This window comes from Bradyrhizobium sp. UFLA06-06 (assembly GCF_054820065.1).
Genome location: NZ_JADFUD010000034.1, coordinates 33213 through 54255, shown reverse-complemented (window position 1 = coordinate 54255; position 21043 = coordinate 33213). Strand labels below are relative to the sequence as shown.

At 65.4% G+C, this 21043-nt stretch carries 20 protein-coding genes, 1 tRNA gene, 1 pseudogene and 1 riboswitch; of the genes and pseudogenes, 13 read left to right on the top strand and 9 right to left on the bottom strand.

Annotated elements, in window-relative coordinates; all coding sequences use genetic code 11:
• Positions 1–95: 95 nt before the first annotated feature.
• Positions 96–1160, bottom strand: coding sequence for an aromatic ring-hydroxylating dioxygenase subunit alpha (locus IF803_RS26250; protein ID WP_461194013.1), 1065 nt, complete (start codon positions 1158–1160; stop codon positions 96–98).
• 68 nt (positions 1161–1228) lie between these two features.
• On the opposite strand from IF803_RS26250, the gene IF803_RS26245 reads away from it, so the two are divergent.
• From IF803_RS26245 to IF803_RS26215, 7 genes are all read left to right on the top strand, one after another.
• Positions 1229–2176, top strand: a complete 948-nt coding sequence (locus IF803_RS26245) for a LysR family transcriptional regulator (RefSeq protein ID WP_461194012.1) — start codon at positions 1229–1231, stop codon at positions 2174–2176.
• A 95-nt stretch (positions 2177–2271) separates the two neighbouring features.
• The gene (locus IF803_RS26240; RefSeq protein WP_028339045.1) at positions 2272–2961 is read left to right on the top strand and encodes an RNA polymerase sigma factor; all 690 of its coding nucleotides are present in this window, start codon (positions 2272–2274) and stop codon (positions 2959–2961) included.
• Between the two features lie 96 nt (positions 2962–3057).
• Entirely contained in the window at positions 3058–3579 is a 522-nt protein-coding gene (locus IF803_RS26235; protein ID WP_304497511.1) for a DUF4142 domain-containing protein, read from the top strand.
• Between the two features lie 11 nt (positions 3580–3590).
• Positions 3591–3911 carry a cupredoxin domain-containing protein gene (locus IF803_RS26230; protein ID WP_411784958.1) on the top strand — a complete coding sequence of 107 codons (321 nt, stop codon included), beginning with the start codon at positions 3591–3593 and terminating at the stop codon, positions 3909–3911.
• 94 nt (positions 3912–4005) lie between these two features.
• Positions 4006–4368, top strand: coding sequence for a nuclear transport factor 2 family protein (locus tag IF803_RS26225; RefSeq protein ID WP_028339048.1), 363 nt, complete (start codon positions 4006–4008; stop codon positions 4366–4368).
• Positions 4369–4531: 163 nt separating this feature from the next.
• On the top strand, positions 4532–5329 hold the full coding sequence (locus IF803_RS26220) for a helix-turn-helix transcriptional regulator (protein WP_461194009.1): 798 nt from the start codon (positions 4532–4534) through the stop codon (positions 5327–5329).
• Between the two features lie 329 nt (positions 5330–5658).
• Entirely contained in the window at positions 5659–6828 is a 1170-nt protein-coding gene (locus tag IF803_RS26215; protein ID WP_461194007.1) for a cytochrome P450, read from the top strand.
• Between the two features lie 6 nt (positions 6829–6834).
• Here IF803_RS26215 and IF803_RS26210 read toward each other — a convergent pair whose 3' ends face one another.
• Both IF803_RS26210 and IF803_RS26205 read right to left on the bottom strand, forming a co-directional pair.
• Complete coding sequence (locus IF803_RS26210; protein WP_461194005.1) at positions 6835–7764, bottom strand: dihydrodipicolinate synthase family protein; 930 nt, start codon at positions 7762–7764, stop codon at positions 6835–6837.
• 36 nt (positions 7765–7800) lie between these two features.
• Positions 7801–8967: an NADH:flavin oxidoreductase/NADH oxidase gene (locus IF803_RS26205; protein ID WP_461194004.1), complete on the bottom strand. Its 1167-nt coding sequence runs from the start codon at positions 8965–8967 to the stop codon at positions 7801–7803.
• Between the two features lie 242 nt (positions 8968–9209).
• Between IF803_RS26205 and IF803_RS26200 the strand changes: the two genes are divergently transcribed.
• The gene (locus tag IF803_RS26200) at positions 9210–10229 is read left to right on the top strand and encodes an LLM class flavin-dependent oxidoreductase (protein ID WP_461194002.1); all 1020 of its coding nucleotides are present in this window, start codon (positions 9210–9212) and stop codon (positions 10227–10229) included.
• A 566-nt stretch (positions 10230–10795) separates the two neighbouring features.
• On the opposite strand, the gene IF803_RS26195 is transcribed toward IF803_RS26200, so the two are convergent.
• The 3 genes from IF803_RS26195 to IF803_RS26185 form a co-directional block, all read right to left on the bottom strand.
• Positions 10796–11047, bottom strand: a complete 252-nt coding sequence (locus IF803_RS26195; RefSeq protein WP_028339053.1) for a DUF3551 domain-containing protein — start codon at positions 11045–11047, stop codon at positions 10796–10798.
• Positions 11048–11117: 70 nt separating this feature from the next.
• Positions 11118–11191, bottom strand: a tRNA-Gly gene (locus IF803_RS26190).
• Between the two features lie 107 nt (positions 11192–11298).
• Positions 11299–12846, bottom strand: coding sequence for a glycosyltransferase family protein (locus IF803_RS26185; RefSeq protein ID WP_461194000.1), 1548 nt, complete (start codon positions 12844–12846; stop codon positions 11299–11301).
• A 158-nt stretch (positions 12847–13004) separates the two neighbouring features.
• Between IF803_RS26185 and IF803_RS26180 the strand changes: the two are divergent.
• The 4 genes and pseudogenes from IF803_RS26180 to IF803_RS26165 form a co-directional block, all read left to right on the top strand.
• Positions 13005–13196 (top strand): annotated as a pseudogene (locus tag IF803_RS26180) (methylated-DNA--[protein]-cysteine S-methyltransferase); the annotation flags it as partial.
• A gap of 81 nt (positions 13197–13277) precedes the next feature.
• A complete protein-coding gene (locus tag IF803_RS26175; RefSeq protein WP_461193999.1) occupies positions 13278–14117 on the top strand; it encodes a helix-turn-helix transcriptional regulator in 840 nt (279 codons plus the stop codon).
• 56 nt (positions 14118–14173) lie between these two features.
• A complete protein-coding gene (locus IF803_RS26170) occupies positions 14174–14533 on the top strand; it encodes a VOC family protein (protein WP_411784235.1) in 360 nt (119 codons plus the stop codon).
• A gap of 133 nt (positions 14534–14666) precedes the next feature.
• Positions 14667–15083: an SRPBCC family protein gene (locus IF803_RS26165; protein WP_461193997.1), complete on the top strand. Its 417-nt coding sequence runs from the start codon at positions 14667–14669 to the stop codon at positions 15081–15083.
• Between the two features lie 208 nt (positions 15084–15291).
• Here the strand turns inward: IF803_RS26165 and IF803_RS26160 are convergent, their stop codons facing one another.
• From IF803_RS26160 to IF803_RS26150, 3 genes are all read right to left on the bottom strand, one after another.
• Complete coding sequence (locus IF803_RS26160) at positions 15292–16734, bottom strand: MATE family efflux transporter (RefSeq protein WP_461193995.1); 1443 nt, start codon at positions 16732–16734, stop codon at positions 15292–15294.
• A gap of 129 nt (positions 16735–16863) precedes the next feature.
• Positions 16864–17913 (bottom strand): hypothetical protein, encoded by a 1050-nt coding sequence (locus tag IF803_RS26155; RefSeq protein ID WP_461193993.1) that lies wholly within the window; start codon positions 17911–17913, stop codon positions 16864–16866.
• Positions 17914–18204: 291 nt separating this feature from the next.
• The gene (locus IF803_RS26150) at positions 18205–19311 is read right to left on the bottom strand and encodes a 2'-deoxycytidine 5'-triphosphate deaminase (protein ID WP_028339061.1); all 1107 of its coding nucleotides are present in this window, start codon (positions 19309–19311) and stop codon (positions 18205–18207) included.
• A gap of 134 nt (positions 19312–19445) precedes the next feature.
• A riboswitch (SAM riboswitch) is annotated at positions 19446–19525 on the top strand.
• 76 nt (positions 19526–19601) lie between these two features.
• Between IF803_RS26150 and IF803_RS26145 the strand changes: the two genes are divergently transcribed.
• Positions 19602–20795 (top strand): O-succinylhomoserine sulfhydrylase, encoded by a 1194-nt coding sequence (locus tag IF803_RS26145; RefSeq protein ID WP_461193991.1) that lies wholly within the window; start codon positions 19602–19604, stop codon positions 20793–20795.
• Positions 20796–21043: the final 248 nt, after the last annotated feature.

Genomic DNA, 21043 nt, shown 5'->3' with positions numbered 1-21043 from the left:
CGCGATGAGATTGGGTTGAATCATCATCGTGCTCTAGCTCCTTGTTTGAGCATGATCTTTTGGGAAAACCGCTTCACACTTTTCCGGATCATGCTCTAGGCGGCGCGCGCCGTGCCCTTCTCCGCCTCGAGCTTGCGCGCGAACAGCCAGCGGAAATAGGTCAGCGGGGCATCGGCGCCGATCGCAAGCAGCTGATAGTCCGGATCGGCGTCGAACACGCGCTGCTGCGCCTCGATGATGTCCTTGTCCTCGTTGAACCCTTCCTCGAGGCTGTGCCGCAGCGACAGTGCGATGTTCGGATTGTCGATGTCGAAATCGTGCAGGTAATTCCAGAAGAAGTGCGTGGTCGAGCGCGTCTCCGGCGTCATGAACTGCGCGTTGCGATATGACCGCGTGCCCGGAACCTGGACGCCCTTCTCGACGCCCTGCCCCGCCGGCGCGAACGTGGTGTCGAGCGTGAAGATGCCGGGCACGACCATGCGGCCGACATTGCGGCGGTCGATCTTGTCGGTTTTGTTCGGGATCACCTTCTTGTGGTAGGGCGGCGGCTCGGCGCCCATGTGCCAGCGCTCGACGCGGAAGCCGTCGTCCAGCTTCTCGATCGCGACCGGCTTGGTCTTGTAGGCATATTCCTCGGATCCGCCGAGCGTGTTGGTGTGCACGAAGGCAAGATGCGCGAAGTCGCTGAGATTATCGACGATCAGGAGCCAATTGGCCTTGTAGTGCATGTAGCCCGGCAAGCCGCGCCACCTGGAATCCTCGAGTGGCGGATAGTCGAGGATCAGTTTCGGATCGGCCTTCTCCGGGTCGCCGGTCCAGATGAAGATCAGATTGTAGCGCTCGACCACGGGATAGCTGCGCACGCCGAGCTTGGCGGGGATCGTGTCCTGGCCGGGAATCTGGATGCATTTGCCGTCGGCCGCGAACTTCATGCCGTGATACATGCACCTGATGTCGTCACCCTCGATGCGCCCCATCGAAAGCGGCGCGGCGCGATGGCAGCAGCGGTCGTCCAGCGCGACGACTTTCCCGCTCGACCCGCGATAGAGCACGATCGGCCGTTCCAGGATGGTGCGCGCGACCATCTTGCCGTCGATCAGTTCGTGATTCCACGCCGCCACGTACCAGGTGTTGCGCAGGAAAATTCCGTCGTCAGCCATCTCTCCCTCCCGATGCATGATTTGGTTGCGACGAGGTTAGGTGATTGCGGTCATCGGGATAATCCGATTTGGCTGGACACACTGTACCGGTGGATGGACAATCGGCCATGGAGTGGCGCGACTGGGAGCTGTTTTGCGAGGTTGTCGAGCATGGCGGCTTCACGGCCGCCGCGCGCGTGCTTGGCCATCCCAAATCGAGCCTCAGTGCTGCGGTGCAGCGTCTCGAAGCCAATCTCGGGCTGCGGCTGATCGAGCGCACCACCCGGCACCTGCGGCTGACCGATTCCGGCGAGACCATCTATCGCAAGGTGCGCCCGCTGTTCGCGGCGCTGCACGACACCCACAGCGAGGCGCTGGCGATGTCGAGCGCGGTCGCGGGCACGCTGCGGATCAAGGCGCCTTATGAATTCGGCGCGCATCATGCGGGGCCGGTCGCCTGCGCGGTGATGGGCCGCTATCCCGAACTCGCGATCAGGATCGATGTCGAGCATGACATCGTCAACCCGATCGCCGAGAACTACGACATCGTGTTTGCGATGCTGGAGGCGCCGCTGCCGTCGGCCGGCATTGTGATCCGCCGCGTCTTCACGCTCGAGCGCGGCCTGTTCGCAGCCCCCGCGCTGCTCGACAAGCTCGGCGAGCCACGCACGCTGGATGATCTGAGAAAGCTGCCGCTGTTGACCGGCCCCAGCGATCCACCATGGGCGATCACCGCTCCCGGCGGCGCGGTCGAGCATCTCGCGGTCGATCGCGCGCGCCTCACCAGTTCGAATGCCCATGTCCGCCTGCAGGCAGCGCTCGCCGGCCATGGCGTGCTGCGGGTCACCGCCAGCTACACCCGCGCCGCCGTCGCGGCCGGCCAGTTGCGGCGGCTGCTGCCCGATCATGCCTGTGAACCGCTCAACGTGCACGCGCTGTTGCCGGCGCGGCAATTTGTCCCGGCGAAGGTGCGCTGTTTCCTCGACGCGATGGAGGCGCATGCGCGCGGCGATCCGGAGGCCTATATCAGGCCGTAGGGGTCTTTTCTGGCCGATTACCATTTTCCCGGGAACCTGTACGGCCGGTTGGCATCCAATGGTATTATTCCGCCAACAGTGAGGGCGACCCCGCCATGCGCCAGGCCCATGTAACGTCCCTGCCGCCGACCAGCTCGGGCGATGCCGAGCTCGTGCAACGCGCGCTTGCCCGCGACGAGGCCGCAATCCGCGCCATCATGCAGGCGAATAATCGCCGGCTGTTCCGGCTGGCGCGCGGCATCCTCCGTAACGACCACGAGGCCGAGGACGTGGTTCAGGACGCCTATGTGCGCGCCTTTACCCATCTCGACCAGTTCCGCGGCGACTCCAGCCTTTCGACCTGGCTGTCGCGGATCGCAATGAACGAGGCACTCGGCCGCCTGCGCCGCAGGCACAGCAGCGTCGAATGGTCCGATCTGCCGAAAGGCGCTCCTGAAGCCCAGATCATCCAGTTCCCCCTGTCGTCAACAGACGATCCGGAAAAATCCATGGCCCAGCGTGAGATCCAGCACGTCGTCGAGCACGCGATCGACGAGCTGCCGGAGGCGTTCCGCCTCGTCTTCATCACCCGCGTGATCGAGGGTATGAATGTCGAGGAGACCGCTGAGATCCTCGGCCTCAAGCCGGAAACCGTGAAGACCCGCCTGCACCGCGCCCGGACCATGCTGCGCGACAATGTCGAGCGGAAGATCGGCCCCGTCGTCATGGAGGCCTTTCCCTTCGCGGGCAAACGCTGCGAGCGATTGACCGAGGCGGTTCTGAAACGGCTCCGCGCCACGGCCTGAATTTTTTCGGGAACCTCTGCTCGCCCGCGCCATCCAACTCCTGTGCAAGCAACGACGCGCCGCGCGCCACGCCCGGCTCAACAGGAGTTTCAAACCATGTTCGTTCGATTGAGTATCGCAGTCGCCGCGCTCAGCCTTCTCAACTGCGCTGCGCTGGCGCAGGGCGCAAAGCCGACCGATCCGCAGATCGCACATATCGCCTATACGGCAGGTGTGATCGACATCAATGCCGCCAAGCAGGCAGAAGAGAAGGCCTCCAACAAGGAGGTCAAGGCGTTCGCCAAGGACATGGCGCGCGACCATGAGGCGGTGAACAAGCAGGCGCTCGACCTCGTCAAGAAGCTGAAAGTGACGCCGGAGGACAACGACACCAGCAAGACGCTGTCGAAGCAGGCGGCCGACAAGCTCGCCGAGCTCGGCAAGCTGAAGGGCGCCGCCTATGACAAGGCCTATATCGACAACGAGGTCGCCTACCACAAGGCCGTCAACACCGCGCTGGAGACGCAGCTGATCCCCTCGGCCAGCAATCCCGAGCTGAAGAGCCTGCTGCAGACCGGCCTGAAGATCTTCCAGGGCCACCAGCAGCACGCCGAACACGTCGCGGCCAGCCTGAAATAAGGAGACGCGTGATGTTGTCAGGACGCTGTCTCGCAACGCTGGCCTTGCTCGCGCTCGGCGCGATGGCCGTCCCGGCGCATGCGGCCACCATCCAGATCGTGATGGAAAATCTGGTGATCTCGCCGGCCGAGGTGTCGGCCAAGGTCGGCGACACCATCGAATGGGTCAACAAGGACGTGTTCGCCCACACCGCCACCGCGAAGAACGGCGACTTCGACGTGACGATCGCGCCGAAGAAGACGGTCAAGTCGGTTCTGACCAAGGCCGGCACGGTCGACTACTACTGCCGCTACCATCCCAACATGAAGGCGGTGCTGACGATCGCACCATAGCCCGCGCGATGACCTGCGAGGTAATCGATCGGCGCACGCGAACCTTCGATAGTCCGGACCGCCGCACAATCCGGCACTATCGAAGGAGAGCACCATGACCGACCATGCCACCATCGCCCGCCGCTATATCGATCTCTGGAACGAGCGGACGCCGAGCCGGCGTCGCGAGATGCTGAGCGAGAACTGGACCGCCGATGCACGCTATATCGATCCGCTGATGAGCGGCGACGGTCATGAGGGCGTCGACGCGCTGATCGCGGGCGTGCAGCAGAAGTTTCCGGACTTCCGCTTCAAGCTGATCGGGGAGCCGAACGGCTTCGGCGATCATGTCCGGTTCTCCTGGGGCCTCGGCCCTGACGGCGTCGACAGCCCGATCAAGGGCACCGACTTCGCCATGCTGAAGGACGGCCGGATCAGGAGCATCACCGGCTTCCTCGACCAGGTGCCGGGCGCCTGAGGCGCCGCTTCCACGCCGGCGATGTCGCTGCCGGAGCGTTTTCGAGCGAAGTGGATACCGGTTCGCGTCAAGAAAACGCGTCAAAACAAAGAATCCAGCGCCCCGTTCCGATTCCATCGGAACGGAAAAGGCTCTAGTCTTCCCGAAACACAGGGAGGACGCCATGAAGGCAGATTACGCCTTCAAGACTTCTGTCGTCAGCGACATCACGCCGGCATTGCTGGCGATCGGCCGCGACAGCTTTCCAGAGGCCCTGATCGGCGCGCTACGCCGCGTCGCCGGTGTCGGTCACTGCATGGTGTTCTCGTTCACCGGCCCGCAGACCGCCGCCTGCCTGCTCGATGTCGGCAACATCCCGACCGGGCGCGACCTCGGGATCGCCTATTCCGAACATTTCCATCAGGCCGACCCTAACCGCGATGCGGTGTTCGAGGGACGGGCGCAGGCCGCACCGATCGTGTTGCCGAACTTTGCCCGCCGCATGTACAGCGACGGCTACCGCAAGATCTTCTTCGACGACTCCGACATTGTCGACAAGTTCGCTTCCGCGATCTGGACTGGCGACACCTGCTTCTATGTCAACTTCTACCAGATCACCGCGCAAGGCCGCTTCAGCCGCGAGCAGATCGCGCGCCTGGCCGCGGTCGCGCCGGCGCTGACGGCGGCCGTGGCGCGGCATTTCCAGCGCGACCCGGCAGCGGATGTTGATCCGATCGAGCGGTTGAAGACCCTGTTTGCAACCGCCGAGCCGCTCGCCAGGCTGACCGGGCGTGAAAAGGAGGTCTGCCTGCGCATCCTCTCCGGTCTCAGCTCGGAAGCGATCGCCGCCGAGCTCGGCATCGGGCTGCACTCCGCCCTCACCTATCGCAAGCGTGCTTATGACAAGCTCGGCATCTCCTCGCAGAACGAGCTGTTCGCGATCGCGCTGCGCCTGATGGCGTCGGCGCGCAGCCTGAACTGACGGGACCTTGAACGGCGGCCCCCCAGAGCGATCGCCTATAAAAGGATCTGTCGGGCAGCGTCCTCGCGGCCATCCTTCGAGACGCTCGCCCTCGGCGCGCTCCTCAGGATGACGGGTCTTGTTTTGCGGCACAATAGTAGACCCTCATGGTGAGGAGCGCCGCTTGCGGCGCGTCTCGAACCACGAGGCCGAATTACCTCCGTAGCCGCCGAAGCGTCATATGCGATTGCCCTACCCCGCCCCCGCTGTCCCCAACGGTGGGGACAGACCGGCGGCGCCCGCCGGCCTATGCTCGGCCCGAAAACCTGAGGCCAAACCGAGATCACGTCGTGAGCACCGCGCCCCATTTCGACATCGACGTCCCCGCCTTCTGGCAGGATCCCTATCCGGCGCTGGCGCGCATGCGCAAGAAGGCGCCGATCGCCTTCGTGCCGCAGCTCGGCAGCACGCTGCTGTGCAGCCGCGACGACATCTTCATCTCCGAGAAGCAGATCGACGTGTTCTCGTCGCACCAGCCCGAAGGGCTGATGAACAAACTGATGGGCCACAACATGATGCGCAAGGACGGCGATGCGCACATGAACGAGCGCAAGGCGATCTTTCCGGCGATCTCGCCCAAAACCGTCAGATCGCACTGGACCGCGCAGTTCGCAGCACACGCGACGCGCATCCTCGACGAACTCAACCCGGACGGCGTGGTCGATTTCGTGCAGGCCTTCGCGCTGCCGTTCTCGGCCGAATGCCTGAAGTCGATCACCGGCCTCACCAATATGCGCTTTCAGGACATGAACGCGTGGTCGCAGGGCATGATCGACGGCATCGCCAATTATGTCGGCGATCCCGCGATCGAAGCGCGCTGCCATGCGGCGACCTCGGGCATCGATGCCGCGATCGACGACATGGTCCCTGGGCTGCGCAAGACGCCCGACCTCAGCCTGCTCGGCGTGATGCTGCAGACCGACATGCCGATGGAGAGCGTGCGCGCCAATATCAAGCTTGCGATCTCGGGCGGCCAGAACGAGCCGCGCGATGCGATCGCCGGCACGGTATGGGCGCTGCTGACCCATCCCGACCAGCTTGCGCTGGCGACGAGCGGCACGATCCCGTGGCTGCAGGTGTTCGAGGAATATGCGCGCTGGATCTCGCCGATCGGGATGTCGCCGCGGCGGATCGCAAAGCCCTGGACCATCAGGGAGGTCGCATTCGAGACCAATGAGCGCGTGTTCCTGATGTTCGGCTCGGCGAACCGCGACGAGAAACACTTCGACAAGCCCGACGCGTTCGATGTGCGCCGCGACGCCGGCAAGAGCATCGCGTTCGGTGCCGGTCCGCATTTCTGTGCCGGCGCCTGGGCCTCGCGCGCCATGGTCGCCGACGTCGCGCTGCCCGCGATCTTCAACCGGCTGAAGAATTTGCGCCTGATCGAGCACAAGCCGGCGCGGATCGGCGGCTGGGCGTTCCGCGGCCTCCTGGATTTGCCGGTGACGTGGGACGCGTAGCCCCCGTTACCGTCCCCATCGCAGCACGACCGGATCGAGTGTCCGCGCGATCTCGATCAGCCCCGCGCGGGTTGCAGGATGCAGCGGTTGCAGCGGATGGCGCACCGCATCGGACTTGATGACGCCGCCTTCGCGCATCAGCACCTTGCAGGCCTGCAGCCCGCATTGCCGGTTCTCGTAGTTGATCAGCGGCAGCCAGCGCGCATAGGCCCGCACCGCCTCGTCGCGCCGGCCTGCAAGGAACGGATCCATGATCTGGCGGATGCCGTCGGGATAGCCGCCGCCGGTCATCGCACCGGTGGCGCCGGCATCGAGATCGGCCATCAGCGTGATCGCCTCCTCGCCGTCCCACGGCCCCTCGATCTCGGCGCCGCCCTTCTCGATCAGACCGCGCAGCTTGCTCGCGGCCATCGGCACCTCGATCTTGAAGTACCTGACATTGGCGAGCTCCTTCGCCATCCGCGCCAGGAAGTCGACCGACAGCGGCGTGCCCGCGACCGGCGCGTCCTGGATCATGATCGGGATGTTGATGGCATCCGACACGACCCGATAAAACTCATAGATGCCCGGCTCGCCGACGCGGAAGGTCGCGCCGTGATAGGGCGGCATCACCATCACCATCGCGGCGCCGGCGGCTTCCGCCTGGCGGCTGCGCTCAGCGCAGACCGCCGAGGAGAAATGCGTCGTGGTGACGATGACGGGAATGCGGCCGGCGACATGCTCGAGCACCGCATGCATCACGGTCTCGCGCTCGGCGTCGGTCAGCACGAACTGCTCGGAGAAATTGGCGAGGATGCAGATGCCGTGCGAGCCGGCGTCGATCATGAAGTCGACGCAGCGCCGCTGTCCATCGAGGTCGAGATTGCCGTTGGCGTCGAAAATGGTCGGCGCCACGGGGAAGACGCCGCGATAGGGGCGCTTTGCGACTGACGTCATGATAACGACCTCCCAGGTTCCTGTCGGATTTTCTTGTCAGCTCTGGCGGAACGGCAGCGGCGGGCCATCGAGCCTGCGCAGGCCCGGCTCGCGCCGCTCCAGCCACCAACCATACTGCTTCGGCCAGGACGCGAACACCTCGCCGCCTCCACCGCCGAGCGCAAGCTCGGCATGCAGCGGCCAGTTCGGATCGAACAGCGCCTCGCGGCCGATCGCGACCAGATCGGCATGGCCTTTGGCGAGGACGTCTTCGGCCTGCTGCGGATGCAGGATGAGGCCGACCGCGATGGTCGCAACGTCGGCGGCGCGGCGGATCTCATCGGCATAGGGCACCTGAAAGCCGTAGCCGCGCGGAATCCGCGCCGCGGTCGCCGAGCCGAGCAGGCCGCCCGACGAGCAATCGATCAAATCGACACCGCGCGCCCTGGCTTCGCGGGCGAACGCGACCTGGTCTTCGAGCGTCAGGCCGCCGTCGATACCGTCGACAGAGGAAATCCGCACCGACAGCGGCCGCTCCGCCGGCCAGGCCGCGCGCACGGTCTCGATGATCTCGAGCGGATAACGCATCCGCCCGGCGCGATCGCCGCCATAGGCATCGGTGCGGCGGTTCGACAATGGCGAGAGGAATTCGTGCAGCAGATAGCCATGCGCGCAATGCACCTCGACGAATTCGAAGCCGGCCTCGACCGCGCGCAAGGCGGCGCGCCGCCATTGCTCGCGCAGCGCGGCAAGTTCGGCCGCGTCGAGCGCGTGCGGCATCAACCAGCCTTCTTCCATCGGGATCGCGCTCGGCGCCACCGTGCGCCACGGCAGATCGCCGCGGGCACGATCGGCCGCATCGAGAGCGGCATTGCCGTACCAGGGACGCTGCATGCTGGCCTTGCGGCCGGCATGCGCGAGCTGGATCGAGGGCACGGCGCCATTGTCCTTGAGGAACGCGGCGATACGTTCGAGCGGCGCGATCTGCTCGTCGCTCCAGATGCCGACGTCGCCATGGGTGATGCGGCCCTCCGCGGTCACCGCCGCGGCCTCGACCATCACGAGCCCGGCGCCGCCCTGGGCGAACTTGCCGAGATGCACGAGATGCCAGTCATTGGCCAAGCCGTCGGTTGCCGAATACTGGCACATCGGCGAGATCAGGATGCGGTTTCGGGAGGTCACGCCGCGAAGCGTGATCGGCTGAAACAGAAGCGGCTGCGACATCGGGACCTGCGGGAAGGAGTTGGCGGGAGAAATCGTGGCGGAAAGCTAGGCGGCGCGCCCCGAGATCGCAAGTCATGCCGCGGCGCAGGCGGCAAGACCTGCACGCATGCAGCACTTGCGCAACGGCGCGCAAAACCCGCAACATCTGCCGCAGAAAAATCTCCCGGCTGGCAAAAACTTTCGGTCATCCCCGGGTCACATCGCGGATCGCAATTCGTCGCGGACATCCCTACATTGCCGGCATGAAGAAAATCGGATTCCTTTCGTTCGGGCACTGGACGCCCTCGCCGCAGTCGCAGGCCCGCTCGGCCGCGGATGTGCTGCTGCAATCCATCGACCTCGCGGTCGCCGCCGAAGAGCTCGGCGCGGACGGCGCGTATTTTCGCGTCCATCACTTCGCGCGCCAGCTGGCCTCGCCGTTCCCGCTGCTGGCGGCGGTCGGCGCCAGGACCAGCCGGATCGAAATCGGCACCGCCGTGATCGACATGCGCTACGAAAATCCGCTCTACATGATCGAGGACGCCGGCGCGGCAGACCTGATCGCGAGGGGACGCCTGCAGCTCGGCATCAGCCGCGGCTCGCCCGAGCAGGTGATCGATGGCTGGCGCTATTTCGGCTATCAGCCGGGCGAGGGCGAAACCGACGCCGACATGGGCCGGCGTCACGCCGAGATCTTCCTCGACATGCTGCGCGGCCAGGGATTTGCGCAGCCCAATCCACGGCCGATGTTTCCCAATCCTCCCGGCCTGCTGCGGCTCGAGCCGCTCTCGGAAGGCCTGCGCGAGCGCATCTGGTGGGGCGCCGGCTCGAACGCCACCGCGGTGTGGGCGGCGAAGCACGGGATGAACCTGCAGAGCTCGACGCTGAAGAGCGACGAGACCGGAGAGGCTTTCCATATCCAGCAGGCCGCCCAGATCCGGGCCTATCGCGCCGCCTGGAAGGAGGCCGGGCACACGCGCGAGCCGCGGGTCTCGGTGAGCCGCAGCATCTTCGCGCTGGTCGACGATCGCGACCGCGCCTATTTCGGCAACGGGCAGGAGGAAGACCAGATCGGCTTCATCGACGAGAGGACGCGCGCGATCTTCGGCCGCGGCTACGCCGCCGAGCCGGACAGGCTGATCGAGCAGCTCAAGACCGATGAAGCGATCGCGGAGGCCGATACCTTGCTCCTGACCGTCCCCAATCAACTCGGCGTCACCTACAACATGCATGTGATCGAGACGATCCTGACCCAGATCGCGCCCGCTTTGGGCTGGCGCTAAATCCATCGCGAACGTCAACGATACTCGGCCGGCGCACGCTCGTCACATCGGGCAGAACCGGGATCAGGACCCGCGCCGGCCGTCTTCTAGGGGGCTGTTGAGAGGGAACGGCCCGGCGCGGGCTTGAACCGACCGTTCTCGCCGGAGGTCGGTCGGCTCTGTTCGACCAATGCCGGAACCCGCGACATCGTTCCGGTGGAACTTCGTTCTCAAACGCGGAGAACTACGGAAACATAACTGCGCGTTGTGAGAAGAACAGGTCGAGTACGGTTCGTTAGGCGCGCACGTTGCGTGAACAGATCGCCGTAATATCCCGGGATAATAGCGAAGGCCGTCTGCGGATCGCCTGGATCAGGAATCCCTGTCGCGATTGCGCCGGGGGAGATCGAGCCGATCGACGCGCTCGTCAATCCGCCGGTTCAGCTCCTCGTCTTCTCTCGCATTGCTGCCGCGACGGGCGCGGACCACCAATGCACAACATCCGACCAGAACGATCGCAAAGAGCGCGAAGTACCACCATGCCATGCACTGATCTCAAATGACGCTCGCCAATACGAGCGGAAAGGTCATCGTTCAGGCCGGTAAGGACGCGCCGACCTCGGCGCATAATAGGGGTTCACCAGACAGGTCGCCGGCATGCCCACAGCGCTGGCCTGGCACTGATCCAGCGACGTGAAGATGCAGTCCATGCGTTCGCCGACCAACTCACCGTAAACATGCATGCAGACGGGATAGCGCGGATCATACATTTGCGCGGATGCCGGCCTCGTCATCCAAAGCACGCCCAGCGCAAGCAGCAGCGCTCCAAGCAACCTCACGTCACGTCTCCTGCTGTCGTCAAATACATTGCCTTGCCGACAAACTGTCCTGCGACATTCGCCTGAAGGCTGGAGCGGGCGAAGGGAATCGAACCCTCGTATGCAGCTTGGGAAGCTGCCGTTCTACCATTGAACTACGCCCGCGATCTCAATTGCTTGAGGTCGCACCTCACGGGTGCGACCGGCCGGACCATAGCCCGGGCGGAGGCAGCGGATCAAGCGCGCATTGGCGCCGATCGCCGCACCGCCCGCTAGTGGCCCATCCTCACGAGCACGTCATTGATGACAAAAGTCGCGGCGGCGGATGCGTCGCAGCTGCCGCTTCGTGCGTAGATGCAGGCATCGGCGATGCCGACGCGGGCACAGCTTTGCCTTGAATAATCCGCCGGCAGATCACCGGCGGCCGCGGGCCGCGCGAGGATGCGGTTGAAGGCCGGCTTGGTCGCCTGCAACAGCGGCGGCAGGATCAGCTCGGCGAGTGGATCGGCGGGCTCGAGCGCATAGAGCGGCGCCGTCCCCACCAATCGTTCCCGCCCCGGCAACAGCTGGAAACGGACATTGTAAAGTGCGAGGCCGCACAGCTGCGGATCGCTGCGCAGTTCGGCGGCGAGCCGCGCCGCGCCTACACCGCGCGTCCAGTAGTCGCGCATCCCCTCGCTGGCGCCGGCGAGCGTCACCGAGAGCAAGGCCCAGCCGGCGGTGACGATCGGCAATGCCCAGCGGCGCCAGCCGGGTTTTGCGCGCAGCCACTGCACCCAATCGGCCGATCCCAGCGCCGCGACAATGATGAACAGCACCACCGACAGGAAGACGAAGCGGTATTCCTTGTGCGCGATCAGGCTGTGGAAGACGAGGTTGACCAACGCCACGGCCAGCAGCAGCGGCGCATGGCGCGCGCCGCGCCAGATCGCAGCGAGCGGCAATACGATCGCCGCCGACCACACGATCAGGAAGTTGACGAGATAGGCCGAAGGCGGCGTCACGCCAAACTCGGTCGCGCGATCGTGCAGCAGGTTTTCCTTGATGTTGCCGATCAGCCAGGCGAACGGCACGGCGCCATGCGCAAGGTCGATCGCGGCGGAGAGCATCAGCGCGGCGAGACCGCCCGCGATCAGCGCAATCAGGTTTCGCCAACGCATCCAGCAAGCGCCGAGCGCCAGCACGGCGATGGCCGGCGCGTACTGGAAGCGGCAGACAAAGGCGAACGCGAGCAACGCGCCGCCGATCGCGAGATGCCGCTGCGACGGACGACCGGTCACCAGCAGCGCCGCCGGCACGATCAGCGCCGTCGCCAACGGCTCGCCCAATGTGTGCGGCGCGAGCAGGATCAACTCGAACCAGACCGCAGCCGCGAACGCCGCGACGATGGCATGGGTTCGCGAGATGCGTGCACCGAAGTACCAGGCGCTGACCACGATCGACAGCGACGCTGTTGCGGCGACCAGGCGCGGCACCAGGAAAGCGCCCTCACCGCCCGGCGCAATCAAGCCGCCCACCGCGACCGGCCCGGCCAGCAATGTCGGCAGGAGCCACCCGCGAATGCCTTCGCGCCACTCCCACGTCAAAATGCCGTCATGGCCGAGCATTCGCCACGCCGGCTCGAGATATTGAAAGATCTCGTCCGGATACATCACGTTGGGCCAGAGCGCGGCCGCAAGGCGCAGGACCAACGCCAGCAACAGCAATGCGAACAGCGGATGACGACGCCCGGCCGATGTCCCGGCCGCGGCTGTGCTGCCGCGCGCGATATCCGCGCCGGTGCTGGTCATCGTTCCGCCGATCGTACCGTGGAGCAGCATGCTGACGACCAGATAGCGGGCAAAGCGTTTAAGATGCGTGACTGGTAATTGGCGGGGTCACACAGAACGGGCCGCGACATGGTTAGCTAAACGTCAAGATTCAAGATGCGCACGCCGGCGACGATGTTAAGATCGCGCGCATGGGGGCTGGTGGCGTCATGGCGGGGCGTGGGTACACCATTTTCGACACGGCGATCGGCCGATGCGGTATCGCGTGGGGTGAGCTCGGCGTGGCCGGCGTGCAGCTTCCCGAGCTGCGCGAGATCGAGACCCGCAAGCGGCTATTCAAGCTTTATCCGGATGCGCGCGAGATGCGCCCTCCCGTGGAGGTCGCTGTCGCGATCGAGGGCGCCCAGCCGACCACCAACAAGACCCTTTTTGATGTGCTGCTGCCCGTTGCACGACTCCGGCCGCAAGCTTAAATCCCAGGTATGGTCCGAACCACGCTGCTGCAGCGCGATCGCATCACGGTGAACGAGTTCCGCTGCACGGCGGAACCCGGCGACAAGCCGTTCGCCGAGCAGTTCGCCTCCCACTCGGTGTCCTATGTGCGCAGCGGCAGCTTCGGCTGCCATTGCCGCGGCCGCTTCCATGAGCTGGTGGCAGGCTCGATCCTGGTCGGCCATCCCGGCGATGAATACACCTGCACGCACGACCACGTGGTCGGCGACGAATGCCTGTCGTTCTTCCTGGACCCGGAGCTGGTCGAGACCATCGGCGACCGCGCGGCGGTCTGGCAGGTCGGGTCGGTGCCGCCGCTGCCGGAACTGATGGTGATCGGCGAGCTTGCGCAAACGGCGGCAGATGGCAACAGCGACGTCGGTCTCGACGAGATCGGCCACCTCCTCACCAGCCGCCTTGTCGAGCTGGTGTCCGACCGCGAGACGAAGCCCCTCACCGCAGGCTTGCGCGATCGCCGCCGCGCCGTCGAGGCCGCGCTGTGGATCGACGCCAATTCACAGCATCAGATCGACCTCGACGATGCCGCGGAACACGCCGGGTTGAGCACCTTCCATTTCCTGCGGCTGTTTTCCGCGGTGCTCGGCGTCACCCCGCATCAATATCTCGTGCGCTCGCGGCTGCGCCATGCGGCGCGGCGACTCGCCGATGACGACAGTCCGATCACGGACATCGCCTATGACGTCGGCTTCGGCGACCTGTCCAATTTCGTGCGCAGCTTCCACCGCGCCGCCGGCGCCTCGCCGCTGAAGTTCCGCCAGGCCTCGCGTGGCGACCGCAAGATTTTCCAAGAACGTCTCGCGCTGCAATAGCTAGGCTGCTCCAGTCCGCGCGTCTTTCGATGCGCCCAACGACTGGAGATTTCCTTATGTACGACCATATCGGATTGCGCGTTGCAGACCTCGACGCCAGCGTGCGCTTCTACACCGCGGTGCTGGCGCCGCTCGGCTTCGTGCTCTGCTCGCGCGACGACAGCGGCGCCGGCTTCGGCCCGAAGGGCGAGCCCGCGCTCTGGCTGCATTTGCACAAGGGCAAGGCCCAAGGCGGAACGCATGTTGCGTTCCGCGCGCCGAGCCACGACGCGATCAAGACATTCCACACCGCAGGCCTGAAAGCCGGCGGCAAGGACAACGGCGCGGCGGGCCATCGCAAGGACTACAGCCCGACCTATTACGCGGCGTTCCTGCTCGATCCCGACGGCAACAATGTCGAGGCGGTGGCCACGTAGGTGCACACCACGAACTCCGCCGTCATTGCGAGCGGAGCGAAGCAATCCATGGTTCCGCCTGCTGCGGCGTGGATTGCTTCGTCGCTTCGCTCCTCGCAATGACGACACGTCTGAAACCAAGGAGGATTGAACGATGGCTTCCATTCACAAGAATATCCCGATCGACGCGCCGGCTGATCATGTCTGGGACGCGCTGTGCGATTTCGGCGCGCTGCATACGCGGCTGGTGCCGGGCTTCGTGACCGACACGCAACTCGACGGCGACGTCCGCACCGTCACTTTCGCCAACGGCACCGTGGCGCGCGAGACGCTGGTCGATTGCGACGACAACCGAAAGCGGCTGGTCTATGCGATCACCAGCGAACGATTGAAGCAGCATTCCGCCTCGGTGCAGGTGTTCGCCGAGGGCGACACGCGCTGCCGCGTGGTGTGGATCGCCGACGTGCTGCCGCACGAGGTCGCGCCCTACATGGACGCGCAGATGGACCTCGGCGCAGCGGCGATGCAAGCCGCGATGGCCAAATCGGCCAGGGAGAAGAGCGCGGCGTGACCCGCTAGGTCATGCGACTGGCCGCGCATTTCGAACTATGACCGTCACCCCCGCGCAAAGGCTTCGCCTTTGTCGCTGGAGGAGGTCGCGAAGCGACCGTCTCGAAGGGCGACAGCCCCGCTGTTTCTACGAGCGGACGCCGAAGCACCGGGGCCGTCGATCCTTCGAGACGCCGCTTCGCGGCTCCTCAGGATGACGGGTTTAGTATCTACGACAGCGCCGGCTGCGCCTCGGCGACCGGCGCTGATTTGCCCCAGCGCGTCAGGATTACGCTGAGGCAGGACAGCACGCCGAGCACCCCCATCGAGGCGGCGGCGAGTGAGAAGAAGTTCTGCGCGCTCGCGTCATGCGTCGACAGCCACCAGCCGCCGGCGCCGATGAAGATGAGCCGCGCGGTCTGCGCCAGCACCGGACCCAGCACCTTCGCGGCACCCTGCGAGGAGAAATACATCGACATCGCAAGGCCGATGAACGCGTACATCGGCGCGGCGGTCGAGAGATATTGATGGCTGGTCGCCCGCACATGCGGATCGTTGGTGAACAGATTGACCCAGAGGTCGGGGAAGACGGCGATGAAGCTGCCGACCACGCCGACCGCAAGGAACGACACCGTGCCCGCGGTCCAGGCGATGCGCCGGGCCCGCGCGACGCGCTCGGCGCCGACCGCCATGCCGATCATCGGCACCGAGGCGATGCCGACCGCGAAAGCAACCGAGGTCAGCATGAATTCGAGCCGCGCGCCGATGCCGTAGCCGGCGAGCACCGCGGTGCCGAACTGCGCCAGCATGTGGGTGAAGATCGAGATCGTCAGAACCGATTGCAGCGGCGAGAAGCAGGACACTGCGCCGACCTTGAGGATGTCGATGAACATCGCCCATTGCACGCGCAGCCCCTTGAGCTTCGGCTTCACGCGCGCGCGGCCCGAGAACAGATACCAGCCCATCACGCTGATGCTGATCGAATAGGCGATCAGCGAACCCGCGGCGACACCGCGCATGCCGAATTGCGGCACCGGGCCGAGCCCGAGCCCGAGCGTGCCGCCCAGAATGATCTGCCACACCGCCGACGACAGGATCATGGTCGACGGCAGCTTCATGTTGCCGGTGCCGCGCAGGATGCCGGCCATGGTGTTCATCAGCCAGGGCAGGATCGCGCCACCGAAGAACACCTGCGAATAGGCGATCGCCTGCGCCAGCACATTGCCGCGGCCGCCGAGCAATTCGAGCAGGCGCGGACCGAAGATCAGCATGCCCAGCATGAACGTCAAACCAAAGGTCAGGCCGATCAGCAGCGCATGCATCGCCAGCGTCGAGGCGCGCTCGATCTCGCCGGCACCGAGCGCACGCGCGATCGCGGATGCGACGCCGCCGCCCATCGCGCCGCCGGACATCGTCATGGTGAGGATCACGCAGGGAAACACCAGCGCCATCGCCGCAAGCGACTCGACGCCGAGCCGGCCGATATACGAAGTCTCCGCGATGACGACGCAGGTGCCGGCGGAGAGCGCGATCACGTTCGGCCAGGCGAGCCACAACAGCGTGCGCAGGATCGGCCCGTCGAGCAGCGCATTGCGCACCGGCTTGGTCACCGGCGGCGGCAGCGGCCGCTCTTGTTCGTCGACAGGAATTTCGGCGAGGCCGAGATCGGACATTTCTACTCCCACGCGCGATCTGGGGAGCCGCGCCATGGTGTTTCCCTACCATGGCAGCAGCGGATTCCACGTGCGCGGAGCGCAAGGGGGGCCTGCGCGATTGCAGGTGAACCCGGATGAACCTTGGCGCTAGCCGATCGACCACACGAACGGTGCGCCGGCGGCACCATTCGGCTTCAGATGCACCGGAATATGCCGCCCGCAGCCGGCGGCCAGCCCTTCGAACAGGCCCGTCAGCACGCTGGCGCAGGCCGGATGATAGTCGGCGACGTCGGCCATCAGCTTCCAGCCGTGCTGGCGGATTTCGAACTGGCCCTCGGATTCGGTGATGTCAGCGACATCGTCCTGCGACTCGAAGAGAGTGCGCAGGAATGCGGCAAATTCCGTGGCACGGCCACGGCTCCCGCCGAGCGCCTGCGCGACCTCGTCATAATACTGCATGCCGATCAGCTTGCCGGTGAGATGCAGCAGATAGCTCGCATCCTCGGGGCCGAACACCTGCACGATGACCGGCGCGGCCGTCTTCACATATTCCATCGCGTAGTTGCGATAGGCCTTTTCCAGCCGCGGCTTCGGCCAGCTGTCGACCGGCAGCGCCGGCGCGGTTCTGGAATCGAACAGTGGCGCCTCGAGATGGCGCGCGAACACGAGGCGCTGATCGAGCTCGAGCGGATGATCGTACTCGCAGTAATAGCCTTCGAGGCCGTCCTGGCCGTCGACACTCTGCTTGGTGCAGACAAAGCCGAGCCGCAAATCCCCGAGCGCGACGCCATTGTTGGCGTGCCAGCCGCGCAGCATCGCGCGCGAGACCTCGCCGGGCACGCCGCAGATCGCCGTCCCCTTCCAGATCCAGCGCGGCGGCGGATAGCGGATCCAGGCCTTGCGGTCGGTCTCGTACATGTATTCGACATGCACGCCGCCGATCCAGTTGGAGAGATAATGATACTGCGCGGCCGCGACCGCCGGCGGCAGGCCGTCGAGGCCGAGCTTCTTCAAGCCGGGGAGAAAGCGTTCCTGCTGCTGGCGGCGAAACACGCGGAAGACGAATTCCGCGGCATCAGCGGTGCCGCGCCGCGTGACGACGGTGAGGATCAGCCCGGTGAAGAAGGCGTGATAGAGATCGGCGACGCAGCGCCACTTCCGCCACTGAGCCTCGCGCGCGTCCTGCTCTCCGGTCATGTCCGCTCCCGCTGTTCTTGTTGGCGAGATGAAGCCTCGCGCGCGCAATCGTAGCCCGGATGCAGCGAAGCGCAATCCGGGGCAGCTCAATGCGCGTATGCAGCCTCCCGGATTTCGCTAGCGCTTCATCCGGGCTACGGAATTAAGCGCGCGCGAAACGGAATTACACACTCGGTGTCATCGCCCGACTTGATCGGGCGATCCATTATTCCAGAGCCGGTGTGACCGATCGAGAAGCCGCGGCGTACTGGATTCCCCGCTTTCGCGGGGAATGACAGCGGAGGAATTCCGCTACACGCGAAAATGTTTCGACAGCTTCAGGCCCTGCGCCTGATAGTTCGAGCCGATGCGCTGGCCGTACAGCGCGTCGGGGCGCTCGAGCATCCGTTCATAGACGAGGCGGCCGACGATCTGGCCATGCTCGAGGATGAATGGCACCTCGCGCGAGCGCACCTCCAGCACGGCGCGCGCGCCCTTGCCGCCGGCGCCGGCATAGCCGAAGCCGGGATCGAAGAAGCCGGCATAGTGGACGCGGAATTCGCCGACCAGCGGATCGAACGGCACCATCTCCGCGGCGTAGTCCGGCGGCACCTGCACCGCCTCTTTCGACGCCAGGATGTAGAACTCGCCGGGATCGAGAATGAGGCTGCCGTCGGGCCGGGCCTTGATCGGCTCCCAGAAATCGTCGACCGCATAGCCGCCGCGGCGATCGACATCGACCACGCCGGTGTGGCGCTTGGCGCGATACCCGACGAAGCCGCCCGAGCTCTCGCCGGAGAGATCGACGGAAAGCGCAACGCCATCGGAGAGATCGGCATCGTCGATATCGACAAGCCGCTCGGCGGCATGCAGCGCATCGAGCTCGTCGGCGGTCAACGTCGCCTCGCCGATCCGGAAGCGGACCTGGCTGAGCCGCGACCCCTCGCGCAGCAGCACGGGAAACGTCTTCGGGCTGATCTCGGCATAGAGCGGGCCGTGATAGCCGGCGCCGATCATGTCGAAGCGGCGGGTGCCGTCGGCAATCACACGGGTGAATACGTCGAGCCGTCCGGTCGAGCTCTTCGGGTTGGCCGCGGCCACGATTTCCGGCGGCAGCGCCAGGCTCTCCAGCAGCGGCACGATGTAGACGCAGTTGGTCTCCAGCACCGCGCCGTCGGACAGATCGATCTCGTGCAGCTTCAGCTCGTCGATCCGCTCGGCGACGGTGGCATCGGGCCCCGGCAGGAAGCTGGCACGGACCCGGTAGGCGATGTCGCCAAGGCGCAGATCGAGGCTGGCCGGCTGGATCTGGCTCTCGACGAAGTCATAGGCGGGCAGAATGAGGCCGGCCTCCGCCATCTCCGCGATCATGCGGTCGGGCAGGATTCCGTTGGATTCATCTTCCAGCGTGAACGACACGATGCGGTCCCTCGGCGATCCCTCGAGATGGCCCAAAAATCATACTCCAGGCGGCCATCAAGCCCCAAAATATGGGCTTTTACGGGTTATCCGATGACCGTCTTGACGGAAAGGGCGCGAGGGAATATCAGCTGCACTTATCCCGTGGTGATTTGAGCCGGCCGGCTTGCAGCCACGTTAAATAAGTCGCTAAACAGGCCGGGGACAGTGTGATCCCGGCTTGTGGAGGTTGCTCCAGGCCGGTTTTTTTGTGGCCAGTTTCCAGGGGAAATGGCCACCTCGGAGGTCACATGTCTGAATCTGAAGGTACCGCCCACTTTCGTCCCGAAACCCGCCTCGTCCACGGCGGCACCCTGCGCTCGCAATTCGGGGAGACGTCGGAAGGGCTGTTTCTCACCCAGGGCTACGTCTACGACACCGCCGAGCAATGCGAGGCGCGCTTCAAGGGCCAGGACCCCGGCTTCATCTATTCGCGCTATTCCAACCCGACCATTGCGATGTTCGAGCGCCGCATGATCGAGCTCGAGGGCGCGGAAGCCGCGCGCTCGACCGCGACCGGCATGGCCGCCGTGACCACCGCGATCCTCGCGCCGCTGAAGGCCGGCGATCATGTGGTGGCCTCGAAAGCCCTGTTCGGCTCCTGCCTCTACGTGGTGCAGGACCTGTTGCCGCGCTACGGCATCGAGACGACGCTGGTCGACGGCCTCGATCTCGACCAGTGGCAGCGGGCCTTGCGGCCGAACACCAAGACCTTCTTCCTGGAGAGCCCGACCAATCCGACGCTCGACGTGCTCGACATCGGCGCGATCGCAGAGATCGCGCATAGCGGCGGCGCCCGGCTGATCGTCGACAATGTGTTCGCGACGCCGATCTGGCAGAGCCCGCTGTCGCTCGGCGCCGACGTCGTGGTCTATTCCGCGACCAAGCATATCGACGGCCAGGGCCGCTGCCTCGGCGGCGTCATCCTGTCGTCGGAAGCCTTCATCGCCGAGCACATCCACAATTTCATGCGCCAGACCGGCCCGTCGCTGTCGCCGTTCAACGCCTGGGTGCTGCTGAAGGGGCTGGAGACGCTCGGCGTCCGCGTCCGCGCCCAGACCGAGAACGCGGCGAAGATCGCCGAGGCGCTGGCCAGGCATCCGAAGATCACGCGGCTGGTCTATCCGGGCCGCCCCGACCATCCGCAGGCCGAGACGGTGAAGAAGCAGATGGGCGCCGGCTCGACGCTGGTCGGCTTCGAGGTGAAGGACGGCAAGGCCGGCGCCTTCCGCTGCCTCAACGCGCTGAAGATCTCGCGCATCTCCAACAATCTCGGCGATGCCAAGAGCCTGGTCACGCATCCCGCGACCACGACGCATCAGCGCCTGGCGCCGGAGGCCCGCGCCGAGCTCGGTATCAGCGAAGGTTTTATTCGCTTCTCGGCCGGGCTCGAGCATCCCGACGACCTGATCGAGGATTTTGAGCGGGCACTGGAGCGGGTCTGAGGCAAATGTAGAAGCGCCAAGCGGGCTGCGCCCCCTCTCCCGCTTGCGGGCAGGGCTATCGCATATGCCCTTGGCGACCGCGCAAGTGCTTGGCCTCATGGTTCGAGACGCGCCGCAAGCGGCGCTCCTCACCATGAGGGTCTACTATTGTGCCGCAAAACAAGACCTCATCCTGAGGAGCCCGCCGAAGGCGGGCGTCTCGAAGGATGGCCACGAGGGCACCGCCACGAAATGCGATAGCCCTGCGC